We start from the raw sequence: 16516 nt of genomic DNA on the forward strand, positions 1-16516 counted from the left end.
AGATTCTCCTTAAAATTTTTTAGACAATCCTTATTCTATCAATTTTTATATCTTTTAGCAACAGGTTTTCTAAAATAATGTATGAGAAAGCGGTTTTATTATGTAACTATTAGCATTCGTTACTTAACCCACTCACCATTATAGTTTACGTAGTAACCATCTACTGTGGTATTAACAGCTAGAGCACCTGAACCATACGCATAGTACCATTTACCATTGACTTGGAACCAGCCTGTCTTCATATCTCCATTACTTGCATTTAGGTAGTACCAAGTTGAACCATCTTGATACCAACCAGTTGCCATAGCTCCTGATGAACGGAGATAGTACCACTTGTTACCAAGGTTTTGCCAACCAGTTTTCATATCGCCATTTGGCTGATCTAAATAATACCAAGTGGTACCTTCTTGATACCAGCCAGTTACCATTGCGCCTGATGAACGGAGGTAGTACCACTTATTGCCAAGTTGATACCAACCAGTTTGCATGATTCCAGTTTTTGGATCCAAGTAGTACCATGGAGCAGGTTTGCTTCTATCAATGTCAATAGTAACATGAAAATCTTGAATCCAACCCTTAGCAACTTCACCAATTGGTAGTGGATTGTAAGAATCATCGCCAAAATTTCCTAGCTTATTTAAATAATACCAATTGCCGTCTTCATAAATCCAGCCTGTCTTTACAGCATAATTATTATCAAAATAATAAGTTCTCTTTTCAGCAGATAGAGGATATTGTTCACCATATACTTTTCCTGTATTTTCAGATGTTTTTGCCTCTAGTACTTGTTTATCTGTTTGTTCTAGCAAAGCTCCATCTGAGCTAAAATAATACCATTTTTGTTGGAGTCCAATTTCATTAATTGGTTGGTTATCTAATAAATTATCACGATAACCTGTTCCAGGAATTTCTAAGTATTGCCATCCAACTACCATTTCTCCTTTATCACCAAAATAGTAAGTTTTACCGTCTATTTTATGCCAATAGATTGCTTTGTGGTCATCTTTTACATAATATTTTCTATTATCCTTATCAACAAATTGGCCACCTGTGGTATCCGCAAATACAGTATTAGTAGCTAGCAAACCAAAGAAAAATACTGTTAGTCCAACTTGCATAGTTTTTTTCAAAAGTTTCATTTATATATACCTCCAATATTAAATTAACATACCAGATGAGGAGAAGTTATAAACTTTACCATTTGTCTATTCTTCTGAACAAACTGTTGATAGGGAATTGTATTACCAAATGCAAGAACGCTTAGTAATACAAATATAACTATTTTTTAATTCCACGATTTCTCCTCATCTTATATTGTGAACTTTCTTTCTGCTTAATTCTAACACACATATGAAGACCAGTCAAATTTTTATGTTTATTTTAACTTTTTTTTATTATTATAACGTATAAGCATTTTTATTTTGGATTTGCTATTTTTAACTAAAAGAAATATAATTAAATTAAGTAGAAAGGAATAATATTTTTTATGAATATACTCTCTGAGAAATTCAGAGTAAAGAGAAAAGAGTTAGGTCTCTCCCAACAAACTCTTGCAGAAGGAATTTGTGAACAAAGTCAGATTAGTAAAATTGAAAGAGGTCATTTTATTCCCTCCGCAGACTTGTTATTCAAACTCTCTCAACGACTTGAAGTCCCTTTGGATTACTTTTTCAATGAACAAATCGAAGTTAAGTCTAACCTCTCTCACTTCAAGCAATTATCTGCTCGCTTATTAGATGATAGGAATTATGACGATTTGGAATATATTTATAGAATAGAGATTGAACGAAGTACTTTTCTAACACTAGAAGACCGAACTTACCTTGAGTGGATTAAAGCTATTATTGACTTCTATCAATATGACAGTAAGTGTGAGGCTATTTCTTCATTGGAAAATATATTATTAAAAGTCTCCTCAAATACTCTGATTTATTTAAAGGCATTGAATACTCTATCTAATTTCTATTCCTTAGTGGGTCGCGAACAAGAATATGAGGCAAACTACTCTCATTTGATGGAGTTATATCAGACAAAAAATTTTGAGCACCAAGAGTTTTTATTTGGCTACATCAGAGTTCGTTACAACTACGCTCACTACCTAGTATCAAAGGAAAAATATAACGAAGCCATCCAAGAAGCTCTTGAGACGATTGAACTCTGTAAACAAAGACAGACAAGCTACCAACTGGCTCCCCTACTTATTCTTGTAGGAAATGCTGGAGCCAAATTTCTAGACAAAGAACAAGTCAAAAATTATTATATAGAAGCAAGAGAGTTATGTAAGATTTATAACAATCCTTTAATGTTGATGAAGATAGAAAATTATTTGAAGGAATTAGATACTGTTTAGTTAATCTTGACATTATAGTTTTTCTGAAACGTTAAATAACCTGTAAGGCTGATAGTGAAATTAATACTATCAGTCACACAATAAAAAACTAAACAAATTGATTAGGAAACTCAAACTAAGTTCCAACAATACTTTGGGAACTACAGTCTACTACTTCAGATTCAGTTCACTATAATTTCTAAACGAATCTTATGATAGCTACCTTGTTAGGATGCTCTTATTTTTTATCAGACAAAACAAAAGGATTAAGGAGGTGCAATTCCTTAATCCAAGAGTTCTTATTCTTGACGTTGTCCGAAATCAGCAATCATCTGCTCCATTTCTTGTCTGCTCGGAGTTGTCAGCATATACAGGTAATCTCCTTGAAGTTCCGCAAAGGCTGCTGGCATGATTTTTTTAACCTTGAACTGCTGGCTGTATTTGGCAAGCAAGTCCTCCTCAGAATAGACATAGTGAGCATTTGCACGACGGGATGTAGCTAAACAATATTGAGGTTCAAAGTCTGACGCTGGGAACTCTTCTCCTGCGACAATGGCTGCATATCCACGATAGAGGTCCAAGGAATGAGCAAAATTATAAACATCGATAGTGAAACCACCTGCAGGGCGATTATTGTACTCGATGGCAATATAATCATCCCCTTCACGGAAGAACTCAATATGGAAGAAACGTTCTTTCATACCAAATTCTTTGACAATTGCCTCACCATATTTACGTAATTTGGGATCCATATCCTTGAGAACGTAATAAGAATTGTCCATCTTGTACATCATGAGATCAAGCGGTGTATAGGCGTAGTCAAAGGTTGTTGAGAAGACAATCTTTCCATCCTTGTCTACGAGCCCATCAAAGGTGCAAATTTCGCTAGAGGTGACAAATTTCTCAAAGAAATAAACAGTCGAATGGTCCCATTCTTGCTTGAAGTGATTGACATCGTCTTCTGTCTCAAGTTTAAAGGTTGCGGCTGCTCCCACTCCATTATCAGGTTTAGCAATCATTGGCAGGCCGATTTCATTCACAGCTTGATCCACATCTGCTTCCGTCTTGATAACAGCTCCAGGTACCACGGGGACACCTGCTTTCTTGAAGAGTTTCTTCATTTCAGACTTAAATTTCGTCTTTTTTAGATCCTCTGGTTTGGCACCAAAGACATTGAATTGTTCTCTGAGTGTTGCATCCAGCTCAAGCCAGTATTCATTGTGAGATTCAATACGATCAATTGGGCCATGTTTATAAAATAGAAAAGCAACTGCACGTTTGACTTCGTCTGTGTTCTCAAGATTATCAACACGGAAATATTCTGTCAGGCTATTACGTAAAGGTTCATCCAATTGCTCGTAAGGCTCTTGACCAATTCCCAAGACGGTAATACCTTTATTGGCTAGTTCGATGGTAAACTGTTGAAAGTTTTGTGGATAGTAGGGAGAAATAACAAGGTAATTCATAGGTCACTCCTTTTATAAATAGAGATTGCCGAGGAAATAAGGCATTTGTTTGCGCCACCATTCCCAGTCGTGGGCGACATCATGTCCCCATTCAGCAAACCAGGCTGGAATTTGTTTCTGGTCAAAGGCTTCTTTGAGCTTGTAAAAGGATGGCAGACCGTCTTGTTCCCAAGCTCCAAGACCCGTACACAGCACAATCTCTGCCTGACGGTAACGGTCAATAAACCAGCCGTCGTTTTGGTTCCAGATATAATCTACTGGCGAGTTTTGGTAAATTGCATCGTCATTGTAGTAATCTCCGACAAAGAAACGTGCGTCGTAGACACCACTAAGAGCAATTACTTTGGTAAAGACATCTGGATGCTGGAGGAAGAAATTGAGTGCATGGTAGGCACCCATCGAACAACCTGTCGTCATCATGCCATCAAACCAACCTGTCTTGTGCTTGATAAAAGGAATGGCCTCCTCAATCACATAGCGCTCGTAGGCACGGTGCATCTCCGCCTGGTCGTGACTATTTTTCCAAGTGGCCAACCAGCTCTCACTATCTACACTGGATAGGGTAAAGAACTGAACACGACCTTCCTCGATAAAGGAAGCACAGGCATCAATCATGCCAAAATCATAGTATTCATTGTGACTGCCACCTGATGAAGCAAAGACCACAACTGGAATACCAGCATGACCATAACGATTAAGGTACATTTCACGGTTAAGATTGCCACTCCAGTGGCTAAGATGTTCAATATTCATTTCATTTTTTCCTTTCTTAACTTACCATTTTTCTGCAAAAAATCTCAGACAGTCGGGTAGATTTTCTGACCAAGGGATTTCACTATGGATAGCACCAGACTGAACTTTCAGCACAAGATTATCCAGATGTACTCCCCCTGCTATCAAATCATGGTAATAGCGTAGCGATGAATCAATGTAGGCTTGCTTGATATTGCCAGCCATCAAGGTCTTGTCCGTATTATCCGCTTCTTCCGTTCCCACATAGATGAAGATGCGCTGGTCAGGCGACAGTTTCTTGCGGTCAATATAGCGGTTAAAGGCTTCTTGGTGGAGCCAGTTAGCAGATGAAAAGACGCCCAAGCAACCAATTTGGTCTTGGTATTCCAAACCGATAAACTGGGTAATATTGCCTCCTAGTGAGGAACCAATCATGGCTGTATGCTGGCGGTCTGCTTTTGTACGATAAGTTTCATCGATAAAAGGCTTGACCACCTCCATCACAAACTCAGAATATTCCACACCCTTACCGCCAAATTGCTGTCCTGGGATAGGAGATTCTTGGAACTTCCAAGCCGCATACTCATTCATCCGCCCCATACCATCATTGTCAATGGCAACGACAATCATGCGACTGATATCAGGATTACGCTTAATAGCTGGGATAATCTTCCATGAATGGCCAATGAAAGACTCCTTGCTATAAAAAACATTTTGCCCGTCATGAAAGTAAACAACAGGATAGGAACGATCCGTGTCTTTCTCATAATCTTTAGGCAAAAGAACACGTACACGGCGTTCCTTACCTGTATAAGGAACCTTGAGTTTGTGTTCTTTCATTTTTAAATAAAAGTAGGATTGATTCATTGTCAGAAAACTCTCTATATTCAAAATTTTATTTTATTATATCACAATTATAGAAAAAAAGTTAGTTTTGCTTCCACTTTTGGAATTAAAAACTAACTTTTTCATTTAATTTTCTAAATTCTTTTGGATTTTCTGATTAGAGCAGATTGTCAATCAAGTCATCCACTTCATCTTTTTCAACCTGCGGTGTAATCTCAGTAATCATGATTCCAGCTACAGCTCGCTCAACTAAACCTTCAACATCCATGCGAGCTTCATACTGCTCCGCATTCTTAATCTTAGGATTTGTTTTCGGACGATCTGGCGCAAAAATGGTACAACAGTCTTCAAAAGGCTGGATAGAAATTTCAAAGGTGTCAATTTCCTGAGCAATGTCAATGATTTCCAACTTATCCATTGTCACAACTGGACGGATGATAGGAGTGTTGGTAACTGCATTGATAGCCTGCATGCTTTCTAAGGTCTGGCTAGCTACTTGACCTAGGCTTTCCCCATTGATGATAACTAAACCATTTCGTACCTCACGAATACGGTCCGTAATCCGCATCATAAAGCGACGAGTTAGAGTCATCAAGTAAGCTTCTGGCGCTTTAGCCTTGATTTCCTCTTGAATCTCTGTAAAAGGAACTTCGATAAACTGGATATTTCCACCAAACTTGGTCAATTTACGGGTCAAATCTTGGGCTTTCTTGAGAGCGCCTGGACTAGTATAAGGTGGGCTGGCAAAGTGAACGGCCTCAATATCCACCCCACGCTTAAGAGCAAGATACCCTGCTACAGGTGAGTCAATCCCTCCTGACAACATGAGCATCCCTTTACCTGAAGTTCCAACTGGCAAACCACCAGCCCCACGAATAGTTTCATAAGAAAGGTAGGCTGCCTCTTCACGGATCTCCACCTGAAGATTGATGTCAGGACTTTTCATTTGAGCTTGCACATTTGGAATGGCTTCGAAAACAGCTCCTCCAAGGGTTTGGTTGAGTTCACGACTATCCAACTCAAAGTTGTGGTCGCTACGTTTACTAGAGATTTTAAAGGTCATGCCTTCCTTGTAGATGTCCTGCATAATCTCTTGGACAGCAGACTTCAGAACTTCTACAGATTTTTCAACCTTATAAACAGGGGAAAAGTTTTGAATTCCAAAAACTTGTTTGAGTGATTCTGCTACTGCTGTGTAATCAGCTCCATTGAGGTAAGCGTGGGCACGGTCACGATCTGCCGTTACCTTAACTTGGGGATAGATAGACAAAACGTCTGAAATATTATTGCGAAGTTTATTGATGAAACGCATACGGTTTTTACCCTTGGTTGACAGCTCACCGTAGCGAATCATAATTTCTGAATATTGCATGAATGCTCCTATCTTACTTTTCTAGTTTGGTTGTAAATTAATTTTAGCTTGGTCAAAAATTGCTCGACCTGACTCATATCATTTTCAAGGTCTAGGCTTAAACGCACAGCTGACTGGGCCTTATCCTTATCCACTCCCATGGCAATCAGGGTTCCGGCTGGTTTCCCTGCCTTGGACGAACAAGCAGAGGTCGTTGAGATAAAAATATCATAGTCTTCAAAGGCGTGAACGATGACTTCACCACGAACACCCTTGATTCCAAAAGTCAGGATATGAGGGGCAAAGTCTTCCTCATCCGAGAAGATAAAAATATCTGGATAGTCCAGAAGTGCTTGACGAATCACTGCCTTCATCTGCCCAGTCTTGCTAGTAAAGATATCTAGCTTTTCCATAGATAAACGGAGAGCCTTGGCTGTCGCTGCAATCCCTGCCACATTTTCAGTTGTCGAACGGTAATCACGTTCCTGACCTCCACCTGTTAAAAGAGGCGTGATCTTCTTGCCAGACTTGATATAGACAAAACCAACACCACGGATTCCGTGGAACTTGTGACTAGAGAAAGTCGCAAAATCCACTCGTTCTGTCAGATACTTTTCAGTCGGAATCTTGGCAAGCGCCTGAACCGCATCAACGTGGAAGGAAATAGTCGGCTTGTCTGCTAACAGTTCTGAAATAGCTTGAATAGGTTGAATAGAGCCAATTTCATTGTTCACAGCCATGACGGAAACGAGGGTCGTATCAGGTCTTATCAAATCTGCTAACGCTTCAACATCCACAAATCCTTTGTTATCAACTGGAGCAAAATCCACTTCAAAACCTTGAGATTTCAACCAAAGGGCTGACTCTTTGACTGCAGGATGTTCAATGGCTGATACAATGATGTGCTTTCCAAACTGAGCCTTTTCAAAGGCCACACCCTTGATGACCCAGTTATCTCCTTCTGTCCCACCAGAAGTAAAGAAGATTTCATCGCTTTTCTTACCGATTAAATCTGCAATCTGTTGGCGAGAAGCCTCTAAGATTCGTGTTGCCTGGTCTCCCAAACGATGGAGACTAGATGGATTTCCTAAAATTTTTGAAGCCACCTGCATATAAGTTTCAAGTGCTTCAGGATAGGGCTTGGTCGTCGCCGAATTATCAAAGTAAATCATGTTTTCTCACGCTTTCTAAAATCACTCCTTCTATTGTATCATGAAACGAAGCCTGCGACAAGAAAGGGCATTTCCTCTTTTTTTAAGATTTTTTTAAAGAAATGAGGTATAATAAATTTTAATTAAAGGAGAGAATGTATGTCTAATTATCGTAGAACTTCAAAACCAAAAACAGAACACATCAAAAAAGGCTTTACAGTCTTTCAAAAAACCGTCGCTACTATCGGTAGTATCCTTGGCTTAATTACCGCAAGTATCACTATCATGAACGCCTTGGATAATAACAAAAATACTAAAAAAGAACCTGCGACAACCCAGACGACAACCATTGTCAAAGAAATCCAAAAGGAATCCCCTAAGGAAAACACCAGTCCAACTAAGGAAACTAACACTAGTCAAGAAAAAGCACAACAAGAAGAAACACCAAAAGCTAGCGTCAAGGAAGAGAAAAAAGAAGAGCAGAAAGCATCAACTCTGGATTCTTCTACTCCTGCTCCTACTCCAAGTAAGCCTGCCGCTGATAATGAAAAACAGTCCAATAATACTCCAACTTCAGAAAATAAAAGTAATCAATAATCACTAAAATAGCCTCCTTCCAAACTTGGAAAGAAGCTATTTTTTATTGTTGTAAAACTTTTCTTGGTTTGGTACCTTCAGCTGGACCAATGACACCTGCCATCTCCAGTTCTTCCATAAGGCGGGTCGCACGGTTAAATCCAACTGACAAACGACGCTGAATCATGGATGCGCTGGCTTTCTGGGTTTCGATAACTAAAGCCTTGGCTTCCTCAAAAAGCGGATCTCCACCAGATTCACCATCTGAAAATTCTCCTTCATTTTCAGAAACCTCACCGGGATCAAAACTCTCATCGTAGTCCGCATCTGCCTGAGCCTTAATGAAGTTTACGATGCGTTCAACATCATCATCTGAGATAAAGGATCCTTGCAGACGAACTGGATGATTTTCATCAATCGGTTTAAAGAGCATGTCTCCTCGACCAAGCAGTTTTTCTGCTCCATTTTCATCCAAAATCGTACGGGAGTCTGTTCCTGATGAAACCGCAAATGCGACACGAGATGGGACATTGGCCTTAATCAAACCAGAGATAACATCAACGGATGGACGCTGGGTTGCAAGAATCATGTGGATGCCAGCAGCACGCGCCTTCTGTCCAAGACGAATGATGGCATCTTCCACTTCCTTGCTGGCCACCATCATGAGATCAGCCAACTCATCTACAATCACAACAATGAGCGGTAGCGGAATCTGCTTGTACTCAGACTGGGCATTGAACTCTTCTACTTTAGCATTAAAGCCTGCAATATTCCGAACTCCCACCTTGGCAAAGAGTTCATAACGATTTTCCATCTCATCCACAACCTTTTGCAGAGCCTTGCTGGCCTTACGTGGATTGGTCACAACTGGAATCAAGAGGTGGGGAATATCATTGTAAACAGACAACTCAACCATCTTGGGATCGACCATCATAAATTTAACTTGGTCAGGTCTCGCCTTCATGAGAATGCTAGCAATAATGCCGTTAACGGCTACTGACTTACCTGATCCCGTTGAACCTGCGACTAGCAAGTGGGGCATTTTAGAAAGGTCAAAAGCTCTTGCGGTTCCATTAACAGCCTTCCCTAAAGGAATTTCCAAGAGATTTTCTGCTTTCGTTTGAGATTGTTCCCATAGTTCTCGGAAAGAAACTGTCGCAATCTCAGAGTTGGGCACTTCGATTCCGACTAGGGATTTCCCAGGAATGGGTGCTTCAATTCGGACATCCTTGGCTGCCAAGGCTAGAGCGAGGTCATCTGCTAGATTAGAAATGCGGTTGACCCGTACACCCACTGCAGGCTTGACTTCATACTTGGTCACTGAAGGTCCAATTTCAGCCCGTTCAACTGTTACCTTGATACCAAAGCTAGCAAAGGTTTCTTCTAGGATTTTGATGTTTTCACGAACGATTTTCTTCTCTTTAGACTGGTCTTTGGGTTTATCTGGGGCAAAGAGTTGTAAGCTTGGAAGTTTGTATTCGAGGGCTTCCTTGGCTGAAAAATCGACCTGAACATCTTCATCATCAGAGCCATCTTCCCGTTCAGGGAATTCAAGTTCAGCTTGAGGCAGGATGATTTCTGGTTCCACCCACTCTTCTTCTGGAACAGGAGGAACGTCAAGTACAACATCATCAGTCAGAATTTCACCCGTTTCCATATCAATAGGAGGCAAATCAAGTAAGGCTTTTTCAGCTTCTTCTTGTTCTAATCTAGCCTCTTTCTCAGCCTTTTGGCGAGCTTTTTCTTCTTGTTTGACAAAGCGTTCCTCTTTTCGACGCTCATGACCTTCCCGCCATTTAGCAAAGCCTCTACTGAAAAATTCAGCAACATCATAAACAGACCAAGAGCTGACTAGGAGAGCACCCACTAAAATCAAGATAGAACCAATAAAGTAAGTACCGATATTTGAGAAGAGAAAGGCTGTTGGCACATAGAGTCCAACACCAATCAAGCCCCCACCAGCAAAACTGGTCGTTCGAAAACCAGTCAAATCCGTCACAACCTGAGCTATGGTTCCTTTTAATATCGACTTGTCCAAACCATATTGCCAAACTAAATAGGCCTCAAAAATTAAGAGCAAACCTGCAAATATGGTGAAAAAGCCAGATAGGAGCCCTTCCTGTTTTCGTATCCACTTGAAAAAGAAGAGATAGAGTAGGATACCAAATATTGCCAGATAAGCTAGGCTACCCACCAGTAAGCGAATTAAATTGTAAAGGGTTATACCTGCAGCCCCTAATTTGAAGGCTGCGAAAATCAATAAAATCGCGATTCCCAACGAAATCAACATTCGTTGAATCGCTTCTTTTCTTTCGAGTTCTGCTTTAGACGGTCTCCGTCTTGTTTTACTTGTATTCTTGTTTACCATTCTTTTATTATACCATATTTGACAGACATTTCGAAAAGAGAAAAAGACTGGATCAAACAGTCCAATCTTTTCATTTTCTACCTAAGTTTTATGCTTGAGGTTTGCGTAGGTAACCATAAACCACACCACTTACAATTGCTCCTACTAAGACAGAAACAAGGTAAAGGAGGGCATTTGAAGTAAGAGCGATAACGAAGATCCCTCCGTGTGGCGCCATGAGTTTGATCCCAGTAAGACCAACAAGGCCACCTGCTACTGCTGAACCAAGGATGAAGCTTGGGATCGCACGAGCTGGGTCTGCTGCACCAAATGGAATCGCTCCCTCAGTGATGAATGACAAGCCCATGATGATGTTTGTCAAACCAGAGTTGCGTTCTTCCTTAGTAAATTTATCTTTGAAAAGAAGAGTTGCAACAAAGATTGCAAGTGGTGGTACCATTCCTCCAGCCATAACTGCTGCCATAGCCACAGAACCACCTGAAGAAACAGTCGCTGCAAGCGTACCTGTACCAAAGACATAGGCTGCTTTATTGACTGGTCCACCCATGTCAACAGCCATCATTCCACCAAGAACAATACCAAGAAGGACAGCTGAACCTCCTCCAAGACCGCCTAGGAAGTCATTCATAGCAGTGTTGATTGCTGCCATTGGGATGTTAACAGCTAGCATGACAAATCCAGTCAAGATTGTTCCAAGAAGTGGTAAGAGAAGGATTGATTTAGCACCTTCAAGTGAACGAGGAACTTTGACATATTTCTTGATAGCAAGAACCAAAGCACCTGCGATAAATCCACCCACAAGGGCACCTAGGAAACCTGATGAGACACCTGCAAGAGTTGCAGTTGCTTCACCACCAGCGGCATAAGGAATTTTACCAAAGGCAAAACCTTCTTTAGCAATAGCACCAGCCACGAAACCTGCTACCAAACCTGGTTTTTCAGCGATAGAGTAGGCAACATAACCTGCAAAGACTGGAAGCATCAAACCAAAGGCAGCGCCACCAATTTTCATGAACATAGAAGCTAGCTCATGGTAAGAACCAAGATTGCCAAGGTTTTCATTTGGAACACCCAAAGCACCGTCAATCAAGAAGGCAAGGGCAATCATGATACCCCCACCGATAACGAATGGCAACATTTGAGATACACCACTCATCAAGTGTTTGTAGAAGGCACCGCCAAGGCTTTGTTTTTCGTTGCTTGCTGTTGCAGCTGCACCATTAGCGGCACGGTAGACTTCAGCATCTCCTGAAAGAGCCAAGTTAATTAACTCTTCTGTCTTACGGATACCGTCAGCAACTGGACGATTGATCAATGGTTTGCCATCGAAACGATCCATTTCTACTGCCTTGTCTGCTGCGATGATAACAGCTTTAGCCTTACGAATGTCTTCCGCAGTTAGTTGGTTACCAACACCGCTAGCACCGTTGGTTTCGACCTTGATACCAACCCCCATTTCAGCAGCCACTTTTTGAAGGGCTTCTTGAGCCATATAAGTGTGGGCGATACCTGTTGTACAAGCTGTAACAGCAACGATAAAGTCACCAGATTCATTAGCAGGCGCTTGAACAGGTTCCTCAGTTTTTTCTGAAGCTTGGTCAAAAAGTTCGATAACTTGATCAGCTGATGTTGCTTGGCGAAGTTTATCAGCAAAGCCGTCTTTCATCAAGTATTGAGACAATTCTGCCAAGGCTGCTAAGTGAGTGTCATTAGCACCTTCTGGAGCTGCAATCATAAAGAAGAGGTCAGTTGCTTGTCCATCCAAGCTCTCATAATCAACACCCTTATTTGATTTAGCAAAGAGAACTGTCGCTTCTTTGACAGCAGCGTTTTTGCTGTGAGGCATAGCGATTCCGTCACCCAAACCTGTAGAAGTCAGAGCTTCACGCGCCAAAATTCCTTCTTTAAAAGTTTCAAAATCTGTCACATAACCGTGGTCTGTCAAGCTTTTAATCATCTCCTCGATGACAGCAATTTTTTCAGTTGCCTGCAAATCTAGCAACATGACATCTTTTCTCAATAGGTCTTGAATTTTCATCGTTTTTCTACCTCAACTTTTTCATATGTTTCTTTAATAAATTCTGCCGTTGCCAAGTCATCCGAGAAGGTCGTTGCCGTTCCGCAAGCCACTCCCCATTTGAAAGCTTCTACTGCGTCTTTTGATTTGACAAATTCACCTGTAAATCCAGCGACCATAGAATCGCCAGCTCCGACAGAATTTTTGACCGTTCCTTTGATTGGTTTAGCAAAGTAAGCTCCCTCAGATGTGACAAGAAGGGCACCATCACCAGCCATAGAGATAATGACGTTTTGAGCACCTTTAGCCAGTAACTCACGAGCATATTTCTCAATTTGCTCTAAACTGTCGAGTTTAACCCCAAAAATCGCTCCAAGTTCATGATTGTTTGGTTTGACCAAAAGTGGCTGGTAGTCCAAACTATCAATCAAGGGCTGTCCTTCAAAGTCACAAACCACTTGCGCACCCGTCTGACGTGTCAAGGCAATCAAATCCTTGTAGATGACATTGCCTAAATTTTTAGCACTTGAACCCGCAAATACAACCGTGTCTTCTGCAGTCAAACTAGACAAAATAGCTTTCAATTCTTCTAACTGGGCTGGTTCGACAGTTGGACCCGTTCCGTTGATTTCTGTCTCTTGGTCTGCTTTGATTTTAACATTGATACGAGTATCTTCTGCCACTTGGACAAAACGTGTCTCGATTGCTTCATCAGCCAAAGTATCTGTGATAAATTTACCAGTAAAACCTCCGATAAATCCAGCCGCTGTATTTGGAATATCTAATCGCTTCAAGACACGACTGACATTGATTCCTTTCCCACCAGCAAACTTATCATCACTGTCCATACGATTGACACTACCGACTTGGACTTGGTCCAAACGAACGATATAGTCAATGGATGGATTGAGTGTGACTGTATAAATCATACTTCTATTACCTCCGTTTTCTCCTTAATAGCCCACAAGAGCTCATGCCCTTGACTTGTGATAACAATAGCGCGTTTGAGTGGTGCTACCTTGGCAAAGCAAGTTTGTCCAATCTTAGACGAATCCACCAAGACATAGGTCTGTTTGGCATTCTCCAAAATAGCACGCTTCACAGCTCCCTCTTCCATATCAGGAGTCGTATAATAACCATCGTCCACACCATTCATCCCGATAAAGGCACGGTCAAAGTGCAATTGGTTAATCTGGTTAAGAGCAACGCCCCCGATGCTAGCATCTGTGGCCATCTTGACACTTCCTCCAACCATGACAGTTGGAATCTGCTTTTCAACCAACTGCGCGGCATGGTGAATAGAGTTGGTCACGACTGTAATATTCTTATTGACCAATTCATGAATCAAAAAGGCAGTTGTTGTTCCTGCATCGATAAAGATGACATCTTGTTCCTTGATGAGAGAGGCTGCTTTCTGAGCTAACAACTTCTTCTCTTGAAGGTTTTTGACAGATTTTTCTTGAATGGTTTCTTCTTCCTGCAAAGAGTGGGGCAATTCTGCTCCACCATGCACGCGACGAAGCTTGTTTTCTGCTTCCAACTCATCCAAGTCTCTTCGCACCGTTGATTCTGACGTTTCTAACAAATTAACTAATTTCTCTAGAGAAACTACGTGATGTTGATTTAACTCCTCTAAAATCAGTTGTTTCCGCTCTGTTTTTAACACCGAACCACCTCCTGTTATCGTTTACACTATTCATTCTATCACACTTTCTTTCAAAGTCAAGCATTTTTTATCATTTTCTTTCAAAATCTATCATTTTTCTTATTTCTAGAATTTTTATTGCAAGATAAGAGCCTTTATGGTAGACTATTTGAGTAAGTATTGGAAGATTACTCAAGAGGCTTAAGAGGCCGTGTTGGAAACGCGGTAGGCGTGTAACAGCGTGCGTGGGTTCGAATCCCATGTCTTCCGTAGAAAAGAAAAATTATTTCTAGGATGCGACAAATGTTGTATCCTTTTTTGCTAATAAAACGAAATAAAGAGGCTGGGCAAAAACTAGCTTCTAAATAAAACCACACAGTGATTCCAGTCTTGAATCCAATCAAGCTGAAAGAAATACTGTGTGGTTTTTGAATAGTGGATGTTTTAGAGGCTAGATTCTTGGCCAACTTGGTGAGATTCATGCTCATAAAGATGAATCCTATTTCTGTTGAGACAGCTTGTTTCCCTCTGACATGCACTCTGCGCACGCCAAAAACACTCTTCAATCTACCAAAAACGGGTTCAACATCGATTTTCCGTTTGGCATAGATTCGAGAGCCTTCTTCACTATGTAATGTTTGCTTAAGGAGTTCCTTAAAGTAATTCCAAGTTGGATTATAATGGATTTGTTTCTGGTTTCCACTATCTGTTTTAGCCAACTGTTCTAACTCTGGAGTGTCTTGAACTTTATCAGCCTCATAAATCTTGAAATCACGTTGAAAGCCATACTTGTCAGTTCGACTAGAGTAGTTCTTAAAAGAATAAACTACGCCGTCGGGCTTTATAAACTGGTCCGTGTCCTCAAGATATTCCCAGTTCATTGGATTATCTGTGCTCGTCTGGTACTTTTTAGTCAATTCCTTCTGATACATGGTGTAGGGAATAAGCGGTATTTTTTCCAATTCATCAATGATAAAACGATAATTTTCTTCGCTACCATAACCAGCATCTGCTACGATATAGTTGAATAAGTCTAGGGTTTGAATCGATTGGAGGAAAGGTTTCAGAGTGCGAGTGTCTGTTGGATTTGGAAAGATATCAAAATCAAGGACATACTGACCATTGGTAGCCGCTTGGACATTATAACCAGGTTTCAGTTGCCCATTTTGCATATGGTCTTCCTTCATTCGCATAAAGGTGGCATCATGATCCGTTTTTGAGAAAGAGTTGCGGTCTTCTAAAATTTTTCTAGCTTCTTCATATCGCTGTTTACGAGGAAGGAAATCATCCTTTAATTGCTTACGGATTTTCTTTATCCGACGGCGTTTTTGTCTATTGGCAGACCCACCCTTTATCACTTTAGGCTCTTCTTCAATAGCTTGTTCTATTTCAACTAAGGTAGCCTCCGTTTTTTCTAGTAGCTCCTCCAAACCCTGACTGGTTTCCCGTTCTTCTTTAGATAAGGCGAGATTTACTCCTTCTTGAATCAGCTGGTCATAGAGCTGGGAAATTTTCCCATTCAAGGCTGCTTCATATTTGTCAATAGCTCTTTTCCAAGTGAAAGAATAGAGGTTGGCATCAGCTTCTAGTTTTGTTCCATCAATGAACAAGGCATCATCCTCAATCATCCCATTCTCACGCATGAGTAAAGTGAAGTAAATAAAAGCAGTTTTGATTAGGTTGTTGGCATGTTTACTGGAGCGGAAGTTATTAATCGTTTTATAGCTAACATAGGTATCTTGGCTCAACCATTTCATGGGAATGACTTCTGAGTTCATTTGAACGATTTTACGTCCAGAGAACACTTGACGAGCGTAAGCGAACAGGGTCATCTTCATGAGCATGGCTGGATGAAAGGCAGGGCGACCAGTGTGAGAGGTCTCTTCCAATAGAACTTGACTAGGGATACTGTCTACAAAGAGGCTAATCATTCTTGCTTCGTGATTTGATGGAATATCGTAGGCAAGATTTACTTCCAAACTTAACTGATTTGTGTTATAATCTTTATACATTGTCATGGCTTTCTAATTGTTTT

12 protein-coding genes, 1 tRNA gene and 2 pseudogenes are annotated in these 16516 nt (G+C 40.7%); 3 read left to right on the forward strand and 12 right to left on the reverse strand.

Annotated elements, in window-relative coordinates:
- Positions 1–119 precede the first annotated feature (119 nt).
- Both cbpC and SMI_RS10940 read right to left on the reverse strand, forming a co-directional pair.
- Positions 120–1139, reverse strand: coding sequence for a choline-binding protein CbpC (cbpC, locus tag SMI_RS06840; protein WP_000771154.1), 1020 nt, complete (start codon positions 1137–1139; stop codon positions 120–122).
- Between the two features lie 59 nt (positions 1140–1198).
- Positions 1199–1308 (reverse strand): annotated as a pseudogene (locus SMI_RS10940) (PhrA family quorum-sensing system peptide); the annotation flags it as partial.
- A gap of 178 nt (positions 1309–1486) precedes the next feature.
- On the opposite strand from SMI_RS10940, the gene SMI_RS06845 reads away from it, so the two are divergent.
- Positions 1487–2350 (forward strand): helix-turn-helix domain-containing protein, encoded by an 864-nt coding sequence (locus SMI_RS06845; protein ID WP_001024038.1) that lies wholly within the window; start codon positions 1487–1489, stop codon positions 2348–2350.
- 278 nt (positions 2351–2628) lie between these two features.
- Here the strand turns inward: SMI_RS06845 and SMI_RS06850 are convergent, their stop codons facing one another.
- From SMI_RS06850 to SMI_RS06870, 5 genes are all read right to left on the reverse strand, one after another.
- A complete protein-coding gene (locus SMI_RS06850; protein ID WP_001108625.1) occupies positions 2629–3795 on the reverse strand; it encodes an ATP-grasp domain-containing protein in 1167 nt (388 codons plus the stop codon).
- Positions 3796–3807: 12 nt separating this feature from the next.
- Entirely contained in the window at positions 3808–4548 is a 741-nt protein-coding gene (locus tag SMI_RS06855; protein WP_001019252.1) for an esterase family protein, read from the reverse strand.
- Positions 4549–4569: 21 nt separating this feature from the next.
- On the reverse strand, positions 4570–5394 hold the full coding sequence (locus SMI_RS06860) for an alpha/beta hydrolase (protein ID WP_001076720.1): 825 nt from the start codon (positions 5392–5394) through the stop codon (positions 4570–4572).
- Positions 5395–5530: 136 nt separating this feature from the next.
- Positions 5531–6745, reverse strand: a complete 1215-nt coding sequence (gene thiI / locus SMI_RS06865) for a tRNA uracil 4-sulfurtransferase ThiI (RefSeq protein WP_001200061.1) — start codon at positions 6743–6745, stop codon at positions 5531–5533.
- 8 nt (positions 6746–6753) lie between these two features.
- Positions 6754–7896, reverse strand: a complete 1143-nt coding sequence (locus SMI_RS06870; protein ID WP_000638923.1) for a cysteine desulfurase family protein — start codon at positions 7894–7896, stop codon at positions 6754–6756.
- 138 nt (positions 7897–8034) lie between these two features.
- On the opposite strand from SMI_RS06870, the gene SMI_RS06875 reads away from it, so the two are divergent.
- Positions 8035–8472, forward strand: coding sequence for a DUF6556 family protein (locus SMI_RS06875; RefSeq protein WP_000073946.1), 438 nt, complete (start codon positions 8035–8037; stop codon positions 8470–8472).
- 43 nt (positions 8473–8515) lie between these two features.
- On the opposite strand, the gene SMI_RS06880 is transcribed toward SMI_RS06875, so the two are convergent.
- The 4 genes from SMI_RS06880 to SMI_RS06895 all read right to left on the reverse strand — a co-directional run bounded on the left by SMI_RS06880 (position 8516) and on the right by SMI_RS06895 (position 14502).
- Positions 8516–10819: a DNA translocase FtsK gene (locus SMI_RS06880; protein ID WP_012972539.1), complete on the reverse strand. Its 2304-nt coding sequence runs from the start codon at positions 10817–10819 to the stop codon at positions 8516–8518.
- A gap of 88 nt (positions 10820–10907) precedes the next feature.
- A complete protein-coding gene (locus tag SMI_RS06885) occupies positions 10908–12857 on the reverse strand; it encodes a PTS fructose transporter subunit IIABC (RefSeq protein WP_000701411.1) in 1950 nt (649 codons plus the stop codon).
- The gene (pfkB, locus tag SMI_RS06890; protein WP_000640794.1) at positions 12854–13765 is read right to left on the reverse strand and encodes a 1-phosphofructokinase; all 912 of its coding nucleotides are present in this window, start codon (positions 13763–13765) and stop codon (positions 12854–12856) included. The genes SMI_RS06885 and pfkB overlap by 4 nt, the downstream gene beginning before the upstream one ends.
- Positions 13762–14502 (reverse strand): DeoR/GlpR family DNA-binding transcription regulator, encoded by a 741-nt coding sequence (locus SMI_RS06895; RefSeq protein ID WP_000920629.1) that lies wholly within the window; start codon positions 14500–14502, stop codon positions 13762–13764. The genes pfkB and SMI_RS06895 overlap by 4 nt, the downstream gene beginning before the upstream one ends.
- A gap of 161 nt (positions 14503–14663) precedes the next feature.
- On the opposite strand from SMI_RS06895, the gene SMI_RS06900 reads away from it, so the two are divergent.
- A tRNA-Ser gene (locus SMI_RS06900) sits at positions 14664–14751 on the forward strand.
- 68 nt (positions 14752–14819) lie between these two features.
- Here the strand turns inward: SMI_RS06900 and SMI_RS06905 are convergent.
- Positions 14820–16493, reverse strand: a pseudogene (locus SMI_RS06905) (IS1182 family transposase); the annotation flags it as partial.
- Between the last annotated feature and the right edge of the window lie 23 nt (positions 16494–16516).

Origin of the sequence: Streptococcus mitis B6, assembly GCF_000027165.1 — a bacterium.
GTDB lineage: Bacteria > Bacillota > Bacilli > Lactobacillales > Streptococcaceae > Streptococcus > Streptococcus mitis_AR.